The 15,450-nt window shown below is 45.9% G+C and carries 17 protein-coding genes; 8 read left to right on the forward strand and 9 right to left on the reverse strand.

Annotated elements, in window-relative coordinates; genetic code table 11:
• Positions 1–39: 39 nt before the first annotated feature.
• Entirely contained in the window at positions 40–210 is a 171-nt protein-coding gene (locus tag H2C83_RS07645) for a hypothetical protein (protein WP_181739382.1), read from the reverse strand.
• Between the two features lie 356 nt (positions 211–566).
• Between H2C83_RS07645 and H2C83_RS07650 the strand changes: the two genes are divergently transcribed.
• On the forward strand, positions 567–926 hold the full coding sequence (locus H2C83_RS07650; RefSeq protein ID WP_181739384.1) for a hypothetical protein: 360 nt from the start codon (positions 567–569) through the stop codon (positions 924–926).
• 557 nt (positions 927–1,483) lie between these two features.
• On the opposite strand, the gene H2C83_RS07655 is transcribed toward H2C83_RS07650, so the two are convergent.
• The gene (locus tag H2C83_RS07655) at positions 1,484–1,690 is read right to left on the reverse strand and encodes a hypothetical protein (protein WP_181739386.1); all 207 of its coding nucleotides are present in this window, start codon (positions 1,688–1,690) and stop codon (positions 1,484–1,486) included.
• Between the two features lie 117 nt (positions 1,691–1,807).
• On the opposite strand from H2C83_RS07655, the gene H2C83_RS07660 reads away from it, so the two are divergent.
• Positions 1,808–2,755: a 4-hydroxy-3-methylbut-2-enyl diphosphate reductase gene (locus H2C83_RS07660; RefSeq protein WP_181739388.1), complete on the forward strand. Its 948-nt coding sequence runs from the start codon at positions 1,808–1,810 to the stop codon at positions 2,753–2,755.
• A gap of 91 nt (positions 2,756–2,846) precedes the next feature.
• On the opposite strand, the gene H2C83_RS07665 is transcribed toward H2C83_RS07660, so the two are convergent.
• Together H2C83_RS07665 and H2C83_RS07670 are read right to left on the reverse strand one after the other, a co-directional pair.
• Positions 2,847–3,011, reverse strand: a complete 165-nt coding sequence (locus H2C83_RS07665) for a hypothetical protein (protein WP_181739390.1) — start codon at positions 3,009–3,011, stop codon at positions 2,847–2,849.
• Between the two features lie 112 nt (positions 3,012–3,123).
• Positions 3,124–3,441, reverse strand: a complete 318-nt coding sequence (locus H2C83_RS07670; RefSeq protein ID WP_181739392.1) for a DUF1811 family protein — start codon at positions 3,439–3,441, stop codon at positions 3,124–3,126.
• A 159-nt stretch (positions 3,442–3,600) separates the two neighbouring features.
• Here H2C83_RS07670 and H2C83_RS07675 point away from each other — a divergent pair, with 159 nt between their 5' ends.
• On the forward strand, positions 3,601–4,578 hold the full coding sequence (locus H2C83_RS07675; protein WP_181739394.1) for an alkaline phosphatase family protein: 978 nt from the start codon (positions 3,601–3,603) through the stop codon (positions 4,576–4,578).
• Between the two features lie 2 nt (positions 4,579–4,580).
• Positions 4,581–4,970, forward strand: a complete 390-nt coding sequence (locus H2C83_RS07680; protein ID WP_181739396.1) for a hypothetical protein — start codon at positions 4,581–4,583, stop codon at positions 4,968–4,970.
• Between the two features lie 112 nt (positions 4,971–5,082).
• On the opposite strand, the gene H2C83_RS07685 is transcribed toward H2C83_RS07680, so the two are convergent.
• On the reverse strand, positions 5,083–5,250 hold the full coding sequence (locus H2C83_RS07685) for a hypothetical protein (protein ID WP_181739398.1): 168 nt from the start codon (positions 5,248–5,250) through the stop codon (positions 5,083–5,085).
• Between the two features lie 252 nt (positions 5,251–5,502).
• On the opposite strand from H2C83_RS07685, the gene ablB reads away from it, so the two are divergent.
• The gene (gene ablB / locus H2C83_RS07690) at positions 5,503–6,351 is read left to right on the forward strand and encodes a putative beta-lysine N-acetyltransferase (RefSeq protein WP_181739400.1); all 849 of its coding nucleotides are present in this window, start codon (positions 5,503–5,505) and stop codon (positions 6,349–6,351) included.
• Between the two features lie 9 nt (positions 6,352–6,360).
• Here ablB and H2C83_RS07695 read toward each other — a convergent pair whose 3' ends face one another.
• Positions 6,361–6,588, reverse strand: a complete 228-nt coding sequence (locus H2C83_RS07695) for a hypothetical protein (protein WP_181739402.1) — start codon at positions 6,586–6,588, stop codon at positions 6,361–6,363.
• 248 nt (positions 6,589–6,836) lie between these two features.
• Here H2C83_RS07695 and speD point away from each other — a divergent pair, with 248 nt between their 5' ends.
• Positions 6,837–7,244, forward strand: a complete 408-nt coding sequence (gene speD / locus H2C83_RS07700; RefSeq protein ID WP_181739404.1) for an adenosylmethionine decarboxylase — start codon at positions 6,837–6,839, stop codon at positions 7,242–7,244.
• A 92-nt stretch (positions 7,245–7,336) separates the two neighbouring features.
• Here the strand turns inward: speD and ptsP are convergent, their stop codons facing one another.
• The 3 genes from ptsP to H2C83_RS07715 form a co-directional block, all read right to left on the reverse strand.
• A complete protein-coding gene (ptsP, locus tag H2C83_RS07705; RefSeq protein ID WP_181739406.1) occupies positions 7,337–9,049 on the reverse strand; it encodes a phosphoenolpyruvate--protein phosphotransferase in 1,713 nt (570 codons plus the stop codon).
• 9 nt (positions 9,050–9,058) lie between these two features.
• On the reverse strand, positions 9,059–9,319 hold the full coding sequence (locus H2C83_RS07710) for an HPr family phosphocarrier protein (protein ID WP_181739408.1): 261 nt from the start codon (positions 9,317–9,319) through the stop codon (positions 9,059–9,061).
• Between the two features lie 420 nt (positions 9,320–9,739).
• The gene (locus H2C83_RS07715) at positions 9,740–11,971 is read right to left on the reverse strand and encodes a sigma 54-interacting transcriptional regulator (protein ID WP_181739410.1); all 2,232 of its coding nucleotides are present in this window, start codon (positions 11,969–11,971) and stop codon (positions 9,740–9,742) included.
• Positions 11,972–12,187: 216 nt separating this feature from the next.
• Here H2C83_RS07715 and H2C83_RS07720 point away from each other — a divergent pair, with 216 nt between their 5' ends.
• Complete coding sequence (locus H2C83_RS07720) at positions 12,188–13,696, forward strand: carboxypeptidase M32 (protein WP_220184063.1); 1,509 nt, start codon at positions 12,188–12,190, stop codon at positions 13,694–13,696.
• A gap of 401 nt (positions 13,697–14,097) precedes the next feature.
• A complete protein-coding gene (gene bioA, locus H2C83_RS07725) occupies positions 14,098–15,447 on the forward strand; it encodes an adenosylmethionine--8-amino-7-oxononanoate transaminase (protein ID WP_181739412.1) in 1,350 nt (449 codons plus the stop codon).
• The last annotated feature ends 3 nt before the right edge of the window (positions 15,448–15,450 follow it).

Below are 15,450 nucleotides of genomic sequence, written 5' to 3' on the forward strand. Positions count from 1 at the left end.
CTGGCTCAAAACATGACCACGGAGAATGCCTGGTTTGTCCTATTCATATTTTCTGAAAGGAATATCCTTGGAAATATGGTCGAGAAACATTTCCTTTGCCATTTTGAGAAATGTTCTTTTTACAGCCGGGCGTACCCGTTTGTGCTGTATGCGATACTTGTATCCCAAACGCTGGTCATGAAAAGACTTTGATTGATTACGTACGACCATATTCGCCCCCTCCTTTTTAAAATTATTAGACACTCTGTCTGATCTATTCCTTCCATACGACAAAAAAATTCAAATATTCACATATTACGACAAAGAACAGATAAAGGCAAATTATCGTTGACTTGATTAAATTTTATTTTATATCATAAAATTAAGCAGAAAAAGTGAGGGTGATTTTACGGGATGCAAATTTTAATTCTTGTTTGCAGAGGAAATTCAAGCGTGCTTGTAGAATTACAAAAGCAAACAAATAATAAAACAAGGCATGTATAATTAAAAAATAAATAAAACTATTTTCAACATAAACAAGATCGTGGGTTGATTAATTGGATTTTCCGGAAAGTGAAGAGGGATGAATGATGCGGGATCACACAAAAAGAAAAAATTTTGATCGCCTGGTCGACCAGATTGAACAGGAAATATTGAATGCGATTCGGGAATGCGGTCCACAACCCTATTACACAGAAATGTATTTGCACTGTTCCATTTGCTACAAGAAGAAAAAGAGAACCGAATTGAGAATTACCAAAGATCCGGAGCAAATTTATGACGAGTTTGCAGTTTGTCTGCATTGCATTGACAAGTTGAATCTGACGGTTTCAAAATCAGAGCGGGCACTTGATTTCAAGGCGAGGACCTATGCGATCATGCGGATTATCAGCGGTGTGTTGCCGTTCGATGAATCAGAGGAAAAACCATTGACAGGAAGTGAATAATTGCTGTTTTTGCGGATTGTTCAAGGTTTATCATTCAAGGGATTGTAATATTCCTATTCTGTACATGTATACTAATATATAGTATATATTATTATTGGGTGGACAAGATACAGGAGGTTCTGTACTCATGAATGGGAATTTTCTGGATTCATCATCGATTGTCATCATCTTTCTATTGTTTATCTCGTTTATTTTGGCAACACTTTATGTACGTGAAAGAAGAAAAAATTGTCAATAATTTCAAGCGAACCTCGTAAACTCGTGTCTTTTGCGGGGATTTATTATTTCAAGGCCATCCTTCCTTCCAGCGTTTGAAAGGAAGGATGGCCTTGTCTTAACAATAATTGTCGGGGCTTTCCCATCTGCGGCGGGATGGGGAATCATAAGGAGATTCATAGTAACGGTAGCGACGCGGGTTGTCAGAACAGGGCCGCCGGCAATCACCGTGATGGCCGGAACAATATCTCATGTACCACTTCAGCATCTCCAGTTCATATTTGTGGCAAATTTTGAGATGCTGATACATATGGCGGAGCATTCTCGGGTCACACGGGAGCTCATACATAGGCATACATGGCATGCAGGGCATCATATGTTCCGGCATCTGCGGCATGGGCATTTCCGGCATTTTCGGCATTTTCGGCGGCTGCGGCATGGGAGCAGGTGTCACTGGTCTTTCCATAAGCCAACTTCACATCCTTCTGTTCATGATGACAGTGTATCTTATGAATGACCAGGGATGAATGTTCCAGAAAACGAGCCATAATTTTTTTGCGGGATTTATCCAAGTGTCCATTTTGGTTTACCACAGGTTTGGAATAGGATATAATGGGATGGGCTGACAGCCCTCAATTTATTTAATGGGGCAGGAGGTTAAACTGGTGCAAGTAATTAAAATCACACCCCGCGGATATTGTTACGGAGTGGTGGATGCGATGGTTTTGGCCCGCCAGGCGGCGAAAAACCCGGATCTGCCACGTCCGATCTATATATTGGGAATGATCGTCCATAACAGCCATGTGGTTGAAGCGTTTAAAAATGATGGGATTATTACCCTGGATGGCCCTAATCGGTTGGAGATTCTGGAGAAAATTGACAAAGGTACGGTGATTTTCACTGCTCATGGAGTATCCGAGGAAGTACGCCGCCGTGCTCGGGAAAAAGGCCTGACATTGGTTGATGCTACTTGTCCGGATGTTACCCGGACCCATGAATTGATCCGGGAAAAGGTGGCCGAAGGATATGAGGTAATTTATATTGGTAAACACGGGCATCCCGAACCGGAGGGAGCAATGGGCGTTGCGCCTGGACATGTCCATTTGATAGAAAAAGAAAGAGATATCGACAAATTGCATTTTGACACGGATAAACTGTTGGTGACCAATCAGACGACCATGAGCCAGTGGGATATTTCGCATCTGATGGATAAAGTGCAGGAGCGTTTCCCGACAGTTGAAATCCATAATGAGATTTGCCTTGCGACCCAGCAGCGGCAAGAAGCGGTAGCCGAACAGGCCAAGGGAACCGATTTGGTCATTGTTGTGGGCGATCCTCGCAGCAACAACTCCAACCGGTTGGCTCAAGTGGCCAGAGAAGTGGCTGGTGTTGATGCATACCGGATTGCGGATGTGACAGAAATTGACCTGGAGTGGCTAAAAGGCAAGAAAATTGTGGGAGTTACGGCAGGTGCATCTACACCTACGCCGATTACTCGTGAAGTGATTCAGTTTCTGGAGCAGTTTGACGAAAATGATCCAGGTACGTGGAACAGGGAACAGAAAGTAAATATGAACAAAATCCTGCCTCCTGTAAGAGACAGGAAAAAATAATAACGAAAAATAACCGGAACAGGGAACGTGTCCGGTTATTTTTTGACTCGTTTGTTTGCACAATTCAGTCAATTCGGCGGCTCAATAGCTGTTATTTGTTTTCGTAGCGGGTTGCCATAAAATCATAGCACTGGTTCATCGTGCCGCGAAACTCAACCCGATGGTCCTTTTTAAGCGGATTATACCAGGCAAAATAATTATCTTCATGAATGATTGATGGTGGTAATTTTTCCGAATCACGTATGACGTAATACATGTTTTGAACACACCTCCTAGTTGTAGTATGTACAAAAAAACAAAATTTAACCCGTGATTTTAAAAAAAGAGGGAGTGAAGACAAATCTGTCTGACACTCCGACATTTTCCCATTATGATTTGGATATTTTCTTTGCCAGCAAAGCAAGGGGAATGGCAACTTTGACCGGGGAATTCTCCCGTGTTCCCCATGCCATTATACCGTTTACATATTCAACATAAAAATGAGTGTTTTGCCCTTCAACGGTATACCAGCAATCGCTTTGGATTGCTGCCGGATCGATCAGAAAGGAACGGGCGATATTTCTCTTTTGTTCCAGGACGGGCAATTCATGATCCATTCCTTTAAGTTCTGCTTCTTCAATTTTCCGGGTCAGGTGTTCGATTTCCAACTGGAGATCCTTTTTTGACATTTGGCTGAATCTTTGCATCAATTCCACCTCTACCTTCTTTCCTTATTGTACAAGGAAGGCGGAAAAAAACAAATCTCCCAACATGCTCTTTTTAAAAAGCTTGCAGATGGATGCAATTTTTTTAGGTTCTTCAGATTTTCGGTTTTGTCTGAAAACTGATTTCCTGATTTTGTTACAATGGATCTGAGGCCAATCGTGTGCTATGTTATGGAGGTGACAACGATTTCGGTCGTTTTGTTATTTGTTGATGGAGTAGGTTTGGGGGAAGTGGCGGATTATAATCCATGGGTTACACAGCCAACCCCTCACATACGCCGGTTGCTGGGAGGAATGCCGCTCGTAAAAGATGCGGTTGGCCGGCATGATTCCCATCTGTGTCTGTTGAAGACAGATCCGTCATTGGGAGTTGAAGGCACCCCGCAGAGCGCCACAGGCCAGGCAGCGATCTTTACCGGGAAAAATGCACCGAAATTAATGGGAAGACATATAAGCGGTCTGCCGTTTCGAAAAATGTGCAAATGGATTCAGGCTGACAATATCTACCTGCAATTTGAGCGGATGGGCTGGAAGGCAACCTTTGCCAATGCCTACACCAGGGAATATTTTGAACGGCCGGCAACAAAACGTGGCTGGGTATCCGTAACTACGGCAACAATTCAATCAAGCCGGGAACCGTTGCGTTTTTTTCCTGAATTGCTGGCGGGAAAAGCGGTTTATCATGATATTACCCGTCTGACACTGAAAAAGAAGGGGATGGATTTGACAGAGGTTACCTCCGAAGAGGCGGCATCCCATCTGTGGTCCATTGCCGAGGACTATGATCTGGTTGTTTATGAATTTTTCCTGAGTGATCTGGCGGGGCACAAGCAGGCTCCCTGGTTGGTTCAATATGTGACTCACCATTATGACCGATTTTTGGGAGAACTTGTCCGTTTGAAAAAACCGTCGGATACAATTGTCCTGGTCAGTGATCACGGGAACAGCGAGGATTTGCGGGTAAAAACCCACACCAAAAATCCTGTTCCCACACTGGTGGTTGGGGACGTGGATGCGATTCGGGAAGTGGAGACGGATCAATGGGATTTAACATGCATTGTCCCCCTGTTGCACAAAATTGTAGCAAGATATAAAAAAATAAAGGCAAAGGATCGGTGATTATGAGTTCACGATATATACCGCAAGTCCGGGAAGCAGTCATTCCGGAAGATGGAGGTTGGGCACAGCTTGGCGAAGATGACACAGCTGCCCTGGTTTTGTCTGTTCCGGAATGGTCAGAAAAGCTGGATCAGTCAGAGGAAGGCCATGAGTATGTATGGCTGTATGACCGAAGCAATGATGCCTATCTGTTTTGTTTCCGGCTGGATGAAGATCGGGAATATTCCATTGCGTTTGCAAAGGAACATGCCGGATTGCTGCTGAAAGACAAACGGGGTTACCAGCCTTTCAATTTGCTGGTGACCGCCCGACTGTTGTCAGAGAAAGATCTGAACCCGTGCTTTCTGTTTCGAAATGTTACGTTAAAGAGACATCCGCAGGCCGGCTGGTAAAGTTGTGGTTGTCAAGTGAAATAGAAAACATATAAAAACTCCCCCTCTTTCCCGACTGGTATGCCAGACAGAAAGGGGGGGAGTTATCCGTTTTTTAACTGCCATCCATGTTTTACAGAAATTGATGTGTATGGAAATCATCTTCTTCCCAATCATGTTCGTTTTTTAAACGGTCTAACAGTTTTTTATATTCATCTGCTCTGGCATAAGGAGGTTCTGTTTCCAAAACTTTGGTAAGAGCAAGGATAACGAGTCCACGCTCTCTGGGTGTCAAGTACATAATAGGCCCCCTAGGGATGCAGGGTTAATATGACATCTAAATTATATCCTACCCATTTTAAATAAAGTTTACACCACAGTTTGTTCCTTTTTCATTGTTTATTTATTATCGAATAGTCCAATTTTACTGATAAAACATGTTTTTATTCTCAGAGTCAGGGTATAAGTATTGATGATTATATTCGGGCATTCGGTAAATGCCAAAAACAAATTGCCGGATGGACTTGTTAAAAACAGCATGGAGGAGAATGGAATGAAAACAACACAACCCATTCCGCATAATATTTCTTATGAGGTAGACGAATTCAATAGCCGGATCAAGCTGATGCACTATAACAAGGATTATGTGGAAGCGCTCCTGGCTCATTTGGAAGAACTGGCCAAGGAAAAGGATATTGGAAAAGTGATGATTTATGCAAATCCGGAAGATGTTTCTTTTTTTGAGAAACTGGGTTTTCAAAGGGAAGGGGAAATCAGCGGTTTCTTCCAGGGGGAGCCAGCCTGCATCCTGTCCCGTTTTCTGGAGGATGAGCGCGCTGTTCAGAAAGACGAACAGAAAAAGGATCAAATTGTCGAGATGGCAGAACAGGCAGATCCGGTGGCTGAGCGTCCCGCCCTGGATTCCAGGTATCAATTGCGGCATGCTGACAAGGAAGATGCAGAACAACTGGCAGAATTATACAAGTTGGTATTCAAAACGTATCCCACACCAATCCATGATTCTGAGTTTATCCGCCAGTGCATGGATCAGGACGTCTATTTTACTGTCGTTACTGACCGGGGGCAAATAGTCAGTTCAGCTTCCGCGGACGTTTTTTCCCGTTACCAGAGCGCGGAAATTACCGATTGTGCCACCCATCCGGATTATCGTGGAAAAGGAATGTTAAGTGCCATTATTTATGATTTGGAACAACGGATGAGAGAGTTGGGAATACCCTATCTGTTCTCTCTGACCCGGGCTGTCTCTACCGGGATGAATATGGTTATTGCCAGGCGGGGATTTGAATATAAAGGGCGGTTGATTCAAAACAGTCACATTGCGGGGCAATTTGAAGATATGAACATTTGGGCGAAAAATTTGATTGAAGATTCAAACAGATGAGTTGCAAATTTAGAAAATATTTGTAGGAAGACGATTTTTGGGACTCTGTTCTGTCTCAAGCCCTGCAGGGAATTTATTAAGTCGTTTCCTTTGTGGCGGTTTAGGCATCACTTTGCTTCTGAAAATCGCAACTTTCCACTTTGTTGGCAAGCCTTCAGCCAAGCGTAAGAATCTGGTTTTGCCAAATTTTTTTAAAACGGTAAATAAAATTTGTTCAATTTTTTGTTCTATTTTCATTTTGAAGGTCTAAAAACCCGACTTCTGTATGAAATACAGCCAATATCAGGTTGGTATTGCAGGGAAATAACTATTGCAGATGGATAAAGATTGTGTTAATTTAATCATTGTGACATTGAGCTAGTAGGATCCAGGATTCACTTAAAGGGTTGGGACCTCACTGGACTAACCTTCCCCCGTGGTGAACAAGCAGATCCTAGCGGAATTTGGCTCACACCAACTTTTTGCTAGGAAGGGGGCCGAAAGAAATGAGTTTTTCTACTTTCGGAAGGCATGTAGCCATGGATGCATGGGGTGTAGATTTTGACTTATTGAATGATGCTCGGCGTTTGGAAGTTCATTTGAAAGAAGCAGCAAAAGCGTGTGGAGCAACAGTCTTGTCAGCCCAATCACACAAGTTTGATCCTCAGGGAGCCACTGTGTTGGTGATGCTTTCGGAGAGTCATATCTCGATTCATACGTATCCGGAAAAAGGGTTTGCCGCTTTGGACTGTTATACCTGCGGTCATACCATCAATCCCATGATTGCCATTGAGTACATGCTCAATGTACTACAACCGACCCAAACCTTTCATAAAGTACTTCGGAGAGGTGTTGGGCCCATTGAGGTTGTCCAACCAGAAGCAATTCAAAAGGTAAGAGAAGTGTCCGTTTAAATATATAAATGGTGAGGAATCCAGAACAGAGTTCGGATTCCTTTTTATGTACGGAAAAGACCCGGGGTTTTGTAAAAACCCCGGGTCTTTTTTTAACCGCGCTGCTGAATCACTTTGCGTACTTCTTCCCCGTCCGATTTTCCAAGCAGTTCGTTTGCCAGCGATTTTGCTTTTTGTGAATCGACCTGGCGTACATTCTGTTTCACTTCCGGAATGGTTCCTGCACTCATCGATAATTCATGAAGACCAAGACCGATCAGAGCTTTGGTCATTGCGGGATCTCCGGCCAGCTCTCCGCACATTCCCGCAAGGATTCCGGCTTTTTCTGCCGCATCACAGGTCATTTTGATTAACCGCAATACTGCCGGGTGGGCCGCATCATACAGATCAGCCACCAGTTCGTTGCCACGGTCTGCGGCAAGGGTATATTGGGTAAGATCATTGGTGCCGATGCTCATGAAATCCACTTCCTGTGCCAGCAAATCGGCAGTAATGGCAGCAGCCGGGATTTCCACCATCATTCCGACGGGGATTTCTTCAGCAAACGGAGTACCCTCTTTTTGCAATTCAGTTTTGCATTTTTCCAGCAACTGTTTGGCCTGTCTGATTTCAGTAAAGTTTTCAATCATCGGGAACATGATCCACAGGTTTCCGTGAACGCTTGCACGGAGCAGGGCACGCAACTGGGTTTTAAACAGATCCGGGTTTGCCAGGCAAAAGCGGATGGCGCGATGACCCAGGAATGGATTGTCTTCTTTCGGCAGTTCTGCATACGGCAATTCCTTGTCTCCGCCAATGTCAAGCGTACGAATGACTACCGGGCGGCCCTGAAAGGCTTTTAATGCTTTGGCGTAAGCATCAGCCTGCTCCTGTTCTGTCGGCCAATGGTCATTTTCAAGGTAGAGAAATTCAGTCCGGAATAAGCCGACTCCTTCAGCATGGTTTTTCAATGCGAGATCGATGTCGCCCAGACTTCCGATATTGGCGAAAACCTGAATCCGTTTGCCATCAGCCGTTTTGGCGTCCGCTTTCGCTTCTTTCAATGCCTGTTCACGGGCTTTGTTCTGGATGGCAATTTGTTGGCGGATCTTTTCTTCCGTTTCCTTGTCGGGATTGATCCGGATGGTTCCCTTGTCTCCGTCCAGAACAATGACGTCTCCATCCTTGATCTGGTCAATATTTTTCCCCAATCCCAATACTGCAGGAATTCCAAGGGTGCGGGCCATGATGGCTGCATGTGCTGTCTTGCTTCCCCGTGCCGTAACCATGCCGGAGATTCCTTCGGGAAACTGGGCGGTATCCGATGGCGTCAACTCTTCTGCCACAACAACATGTCCACGTTTTAAAAGAGACGGGTCAAAAGGCTGCTTGCCTGTCAGAATCACTAGCAGTCGAAAACCCACGTCCCGAATATCATCGGCACGTGCCTGCATGTATTCATCATCGAGGGAAGCCATCAATTGGCTCATTTCTTCAGTAACTTCCTGGCAAATGGCCTCTGCGTTTTGCTTTTTGCTATTGATACGGTTTTTCATTTCCCCGGTATAACTGGGATCATCAAGGAATGCGAGGTGGGCGTCAAACACGAGAGCCTCTTCTTCACTCATCCGTTCAGCAGCAATATTGCGTAAATGCTCGATTTGTTCTTTTGCTTTTTCAATGGCTTTGTCAAGCTTTTCTGTTTCAGCGCCGGGATCCTGGATAGAGCGTGTTTCAAAGACAGGTTTTTCTTTGCGCCACCAGATTGCATGACCGATGTTGATTCCTGGCGCAGCTGCGACTCCTTTGATTAATTGGCCCAACATGACCCCTCCTTAAGCCTTGAGTTGCTCAATGAAAGTAGTGAGATGGCTTACTGCTTCTTCTGCATCTTCTCCCTCAGCGCGGACAATAATTTCGTCATTTTGCTTTGCGGCCAGCGACATGACTCCCAATAAGCTTTTGGCGTCCACTTCCTTCTCGTTTTTTACCAATTTAACAGTACTTTTAAATTTCCCTGCTTCCTTTACCAAAAGTGCCGCCGGACGAGCATGCAAACCGCTTGGATTGGAAATGGTTACTTTCTTTTTTGCCATGGTACATTTTCCTTTCTGTTTATGAATTAAGATCTGATAAGCAAGTGCACAAGGTGGAGAGAAAAGGAATTTCCGTTATATCCGGGAAGAGATAGCATCTGAATCGTTTGCGCCTGTTTTTCTCTAATTCTTTTTCCCATGTCACCGGCAAATTCAGAAACAAAAGGCCGTCTGTTTTCGTTTTCCGCTCAGGCATGGATCTTTATCCTTTATCTTAACCCATTTCTTTCCGCCTTGATTCTTAAAAAGAAAAAATGAATACCACACAAAATCTAGAAGCAAGAAACATGCCAAATCATTCAGGAAAGGAAAAAGAATGATGACGCCGGGAAGTAGAAAAAAGAAAAAATACTGTGTGCAAATAAAATTGCACACAATGCACAAAATCATGGCTGATAGAAAATCGGATTTTACTGGTATTCAGGTGGATGACAGCCGGGTCATTTCCCGGGCGGTCATGGAAGGATAATTTACGGAAAAAACATTTTCCAGTTGAAACAGGAGATCTTGCCACAAGTAGATGGGCTGGTCTGAAGAAGGATGTTCTCCGCTTCGCTTCTGCCCGGCTGGAATGTGGGACAGCTGTTTTTTCAGCAATTGATCGGTGTAGATCGCCAGGTGCATCCAGATTCCCAGTTCGTGTTCCGTTGTCCAGTGGAAGGCTTCAGAAAGCGGTGCCCGGTGGTTCCGGATCAGTTCAATATATTTTTTGGGATTGAAATGGATGACTGTCTCCCTTAACCCCTGTTCCATCAATGGGAAAATCTCATCACGCTCAGGAATGCTTTCTTGGGCTGGAGGGTGGGAATCGGTCAACAACTGTTTCAGTTTTTCAAGACCATTTGGTTGATACAGTTCCCACGCCGGAATGTAGGGGACATTTTTTATTTTTGGCGGAACCGTTCCTACAACAGCAACAAGATGGTAAGATTCGGCCAGCCGGTCCAGTTCTGCCGACTCGCGGCTGACCGGATCGATTTGCACGGAACGGATGAGCAAATCCTGATCCAGGTTGGGCAGATGTTGTTTTAGCCACAGTTCCAGTGAGACAGCCGCCCCTTCTCCGGTCAGACAAATGGTCACGATGACCCGGGGTTTTTCTGCCTGCCGGGGCTGTTGCAGGGAAAAGAAGAGGGAAATCAGGTCCAGTTCCTCCTGCGGCAGCTGGGCGTGCAATTTTTTATCAAGAGCTGTTGCGATCTTTTGGGCCAGCTTCCGGTAAACCGGTTCTGCTTCCAGGTGGTTCAATGCTTTTTTGGGTCGGGGGTTTGACTGACTTAAAAAGGCGTGGATATGCAGGGCCAATGCCTTTATCTGTGTATCTGTAACGGATCGGGCACAGGGGTGTTCCCATTCCCGAACGTTTTGCCTGATGATTTGCAGGATCGTTTGAAACAGATTGGTATCCTTGAACTTCAACGTCTCGTTTTTTTTGGCTGAGCTCATCAGCCGGCAGATATATTTATTTACTGTTTCTTGCAGCCGCCGGTTGAGTTCAGAAGCGGAAACGTCCTGTTTTTCCAGTTGTTCTTTGGTAGCCAGCAATTGGCTGTATATACTTTCGGCATGATGGTTTTCATGTTCTATCTGCGGAGCTGAGTTTTCTTCCATTTGCGATTCGACGGTGGCGGAGACCCAGCCCTGGTTGCGCAAATGGGCCGGCAAATCCTGCAGCTGAATGTGAATCTGACGGTCATTCCGGTTCATATGGCGCAGGAAAGCCCGGGCACAGGCAATTTGGATATCGCTTTTCAACTGGCCGATATTGCCGGGGCAGGGGTAAGTCAGAAGCCGGGTCCGGCATTCTGCTGATACCGTGATTGGGATTTTTGTCTGTTTTGCCTCTTCGGTAAAAAAGGTTTCCACCAGCCGTTCGCGTACCGCAAGCGGGCGTTTTCTCAGGGGAGGAATTTCGATCTGCACGGAGAAACGGCGTGAAAGGGCAGGCAGCAACACCTTTTTCGGAGCTTCGGTCGTTGCACCGATCAGGCGGATCTGCACCGGATGCTCCACGGAGGTTTCTCCCAGCCGCCGATAGGTTCCCTGATCAATCAGGTAAAAGAGCATTTCTTGCCCTGAGGGCGGAAGGCGATGGATTTCGTCCAGAAACAGAATGCCTCCATTTGCGCGCTCCACCAGTCCGGCCCGGTTCTCCAATGCGCCGGTATAAGCCCCTTTTTTGACACCAAAAAGCTGGGCCAAAAGCAGTTCCGGATTCTGGGCATATTCTGCACAGTTAAAAGCGACAAAGGGGGTATCCTGCGGGAAATAGTTTTCTTTAATGGCCACTTCTACCAGTTTTTTGGCCAAATATGTTTTCCCCACTCCGGTTTCGCCTGTAAACAGAATCGGCAGTCCCGTTGGCGGATATAACAGTGCGGCCAACGCATCTTCCAGCAAGTCCTGGCTTTCCGCAGTCGCCGGTTTCGGCAAGCAGGAACCGCCTTTTGAACCGGTTTTTGGCAAATATCGCACCGGACGTCCTGTCCGTTTGTCAGCTCGACCGAGCCTTACCAGATCGTTTAAATAGCGGCTGGCCGTGGAACGGTCGAGGCCAAGTTCTGATCCGATCTGCCGGGCTGTGACTCCTTTCGGGTTCTGTTCAATTAAACTGTGAAATACCTGCTCGATCCAATCTAGCTTTTTCATCATACCGCCTCTTTTTATGTTCTCCTTGTATCATACACACTTTGCACACTGTTTGTCAACTTTTTCAGGAAATAATTTTATTATATTAATATAGATACTATCGCTAGTATAAAAGAATTTTGATACAATAATCCATGGAATTACGCCTTTATCGTGGGAAATAACCTCTGCCGATCCAATGGAATTGGAAAAATTTTTATTCAGATAGGGGGAAAAATTTTGTATAAAAAGTGGCAATGTTTAAAAAAGAGGTTGCGCGAAATTTATGATCTGGAGTCTGTGATTGCGGTCTTGACCTGGGACCAGAATACACATATGCCTCCAGGTGGCGCGGAAGCAAGGGGAAAACAGCTTTCCGTCCTGGGAGAACTGGCCCACCAGAAAAAAACAGCGCCGGAACTGGGAGAGTTACTGGAGGCGGTGGAAAGCGAACCGCCTTTTTTATCGTATGATTCGGATCAGGCCTCTATCGTTCGTGTGGCAAAACGCCAGTATTTGGAAGCGCAAAAAGTTTCGACCGGGTTTATTTCCCGTTTTTATGAACATATTGCAAAAACGAACCAGATCTGGATGGAAGCGCGTGAATCCAATGATTTTGGCAAGGTGGCCCCCTGTTTGGAAAAGACGTTGGACCTGAGCCGGGAGTATGCCAGCTTTTTTCCGGAATCGGAGCATATTGCCGACCCACTGATCAATCGGTCGGATTACGGCATGAAAGCGTCAGACATTCAGGAACTTTTTCACCAGTTGCGCCGGCAGCTCGTTCCGTTTGTTGATGAGATTACGCAGCAGCCCGCATCGGATCGCTCTTGCCTGTTGCAGGCTTATCCGGTTCAGAAACAGCTTGATTTTTGCAAAGAAGTAATTGCCAAAATGGGATTCGATTTCCGACGGGGACGGCTGGATCTGGCCATGCATCCATTCATGATTGGATTTGCTGCCGGAGATATTCGGATCACGACCCGGGTGAAAGAACAGGATTTAAGTGAAGTGCTGTTCAGTACGATCCATGAAGCAGGCCATGCGATCTATGAAATGGGAATCAATCCGGCCTATGAGGGAACGCCGTTGCACAACGGAATTTCATGCGGTGTTCATGAAAGCCAGTCTCGCCTGTGGGAAAATATCATTGGCAGGAGCCGGGAGTTTTGGAGTTATTTTTATCCAAAATTGCAGGCCCGGTTTCCATCCCAGTTGGGAAATGTGTCTCTGGATGATTTTTATCGCGCCATCAATCATGTAGAGCGTTCCCTGATTCGCACCGACGCCGATGAACTGACGTACAACCTCCATGTCATTATCCGTTTTGATCTGGAACTGGCCCTGCTGGAAGGAAAACTTCAAATCAGGGATTTGCCCGAAGCCTGGAACGAGCGTTACAAAACGGATCTGGGGCTTGTTCCGCCCAATGACAGGGATGGGGTCCTGCAGGACATCCACTGGTATTTTGATTTTATCGGCGGGGTGTTCCAGGGGTATACGCTGGGAAACATACTGAGCAGCCAGTTTTACCAGGCCGCCTTAAAGGCCTGTCCCGAGATTCCCGAACAGATTGTTCACGGGAATTTTGTTCCCTTGCATGCATGGCTTAAGGAAAACATTTACCAGCATGGCAGCAAATATACGGCTGCCGAAATTGTTGAGCGGGCAACCGGATCTTCGCTTGCGATTGAACCATATATGGAATATTTAAGGAAAAAATACTATAATTTATATTTATCTAGATGATATTTGGCAAAAAAACTTCGGACTCCGTTTTGTCACTGTCGATGATAAGAGGATTGAGCAAATTACTACGGTCATTAGGCGAATGGGTACAGTAAGCGGTAACTCCTGTATAATCCGTTGGGGATTTGGAAGTACCTGACAATGACTGATTGCTAATAGTGGCAGCCTGCTTTTAACCCGAAGACAACGCGTCTGGCAATCGATCGGGGGAAACAACGTCAGATGCCGTTCCAGAAAAATTATCGGTTGAGCTGGAAATAAACATACCTTATTGAAAGGCAAAATCTCTTCTGCTAAAGGGATTTTGTTTTTTTATTATCACGAAAAAGAAGGACTATGGTATACTCTTATTGTTAATGTAAACCTAAATAAAATTTTAGTTTACAATAGGGGGGAGAAAGATGACGGCCCGGCGATATCAGGAACTTTTGGAAAAAAACCGGCGCTATTTGTGGAATCCGTTTACGCAGATGAAAACCTACCTGGAAGAGGAGCCCGTTATTGTTGAACGGGCGGAAGGGGTCAAGCTGATCGATGTACGCGGACGTGAGTATTATGACGGGAATTCATCTGTCTGGCTGAATGTGCACGGGCATAACCAACCCCGCCTGAATGAGGCGATACGGAACCAATTGGAAAAAGTGGCCCACTCCGCGTTGTTGGGAATGGGGAATATACCTGCCATTTTGCTGGCGGAACGGCTGGTCAGGCTGACACCAAAACGTGTGCAGAAAGTCTTTTACTCTGACAGCGGCGCCACAGCTGTGGAAATCGGGATCAAGATGGCGTACCAGTACTGGAAAAACATTGGCTGTCCCGAAAAACAGGCATTTATCAGCATGAGGAATGCGTACCACGGCGATACGGTAGGGGCGGTAAGTGTCGGCGGGATGGATCTGTTCCATTCGGTTTTTGACCGTCTTCTGTTTGATACGATCAAGGTTTCCTATCCTTATCCGTACCGTTATCCCGGAACGGCGGAGGAATGCAAGCAGGCCTGCCTGGATGAACTCAAAGCAGTGCTGGCGGCACAGGCTGATAAAATAGCCGGGCTGATTGTGGAACCGATGGTTCAGGGAGCAGGAGGCATGATCATGATGCCGCCCGGTTATCTTGCCGAAGTGGAAAGATTGTGCCGTAAATACAATGTTTTGCTTTTGCTGGATGAAGTGGCGACAGGGTTTGGGCGGACCGGAAAGATGTTTGCCAGTGAATTTGAAGGCGTTCAGCCGGATATCATGACGGTTGGCAAAAAACTGACGGGAGGCTATTTGCCGGTGGCAGCCACATTAACTTCAGATGAAATTTATGATGCCTTTTATGCGGATCAGGCAGAAGCCAAAACCTTTTTCCACGGGCACTCCTATACCGGAAACCAGTTGGGATGTGCGGTGGCACTGGCCAACCTGGATCTTTATGAAGAAGAAAACCTGCTTCACCATATAGAGCAGGCAAGCGAAGTTTTGAAAAATGAGCTGGAAGCCATGAAATCCTTGCCTCATGTGGGGGAAGTCCGCCAGTTGGGTTTAATGGTGGGGATTGAACTCGTAAAGGATAAACAGACCAAAGAGCTTTATCCTTGGGAAATGGCAGTTGGAGCACGTGTTTGCCGGGTTGCGAGGGAAAAAGGCCTGATTACCCGTCCGTTAGACCATGTGATCACTTTTATGCCGCCTCTGGCGACCCCGCTTTCCGATCTCAGGAAAATGGCCAATATTTTGACTGAAGCGATTCAGGAAGGGATGGAATAATCG

The sequence above is a fragment of the Thermoactinomyces mirandus genome (genome assembly GCF_013868055.1).
Lineage (GTDB): Bacteria > Bacillota > Bacilli > Thermoactinomycetales > Thermoactinomycetaceae > Thermoactinomyces > Thermoactinomyces mirandus.

Excerpts from the sequence above, each read along its gene's own strand:
- H2C83_RS07645 (WP_181739382.1), bottom strand. The coding sequence starts at position 210 with ATGGTCGTACGTAATCAATCAAAGTCTTTTCATGACCAGCGTTTGGGA.
- H2C83_RS07650 (WP_181739384.1), top strand. The coding sequence starts at position 567 with ATGATGCGGGATCACACAAAAAGAAAAAATTTTGATCGCCTGGTCGAC.
- H2C83_RS07655 (WP_181739386.1), bottom strand. The coding sequence starts at position 1,690 with ATGGCTCGTTTTCTGGAACATTCATCCCTGGTCATTCATAAGATACAC.
- H2C83_RS07665 (WP_181739390.1), bottom strand. The coding sequence starts at position 3,011 with ATGTATTACGTCATACGTGATTCGGAAAAATTACCACCATCAATCATT.
- H2C83_RS07670 (WP_181739392.1), bottom strand. The coding sequence starts at position 3,441 with ATGCAAAGATTCAGCCAAATGTCAAAAAAGGATCTCCAGTTGGAAATC.
- H2C83_RS07675 (WP_181739394.1), top strand. The coding sequence starts at position 3,601 with ATGGATCTGAGGCCAATCGTGTGCTATGTTATGGAGGTGACAACGATT.
- H2C83_RS07680 (WP_181739396.1), top strand. The coding sequence starts at position 4,581 with ATGAGTTCACGATATATACCGCAAGTCCGGGAAGCAGTCATTCCGGAA.
- H2C83_RS07685 (WP_181739398.1), bottom strand. The coding sequence starts at position 5,250 with ATGTACTTGACACCCAGAGAGCGTGGACTCGTTATCCTTGCTCTTACC.
- ablB (WP_181739400.1), top strand. The coding sequence starts at position 5,503 with ATGAAAACAACACAACCCATTCCGCATAATATTTCTTATGAGGTAGAC.
- H2C83_RS07695 (WP_181739402.1), bottom strand. The coding sequence starts at position 6,588 with ATGAAAATAGAACAAAAAATTGAACAAATTTTATTTACCGTTTTAAAA.
- speD (WP_181739404.1), top strand. The coding sequence starts at position 6,837 with ATGAGTTTTTCTACTTTCGGAAGGCATGTAGCCATGGATGCATGGGGT.
- ptsP (WP_181739406.1), bottom strand. The coding sequence starts at position 9,049 with ATGTTGGGCCAATTAATCAAAGGAGTCGCAGCTGCGCCAGGAATCAAC.
- H2C83_RS07710 (WP_181739408.1), bottom strand. The coding sequence starts at position 9,319 with ATGGCAAAAAAGAAAGTAACCATTTCCAATCCAAGCGGTTTGCATGCT.
- H2C83_RS07715 (WP_181739410.1), bottom strand. The coding sequence starts at position 11,971 with ATGATGAAAAAGCTAGATTGGATCGAGCAGGTATTTCACAGTTTAATT.
- bioA (WP_181739412.1), top strand. The coding sequence starts at position 14,098 with ATGACGGCCCGGCGATATCAGGAACTTTTGGAAAAAAACCGGCGCTAT.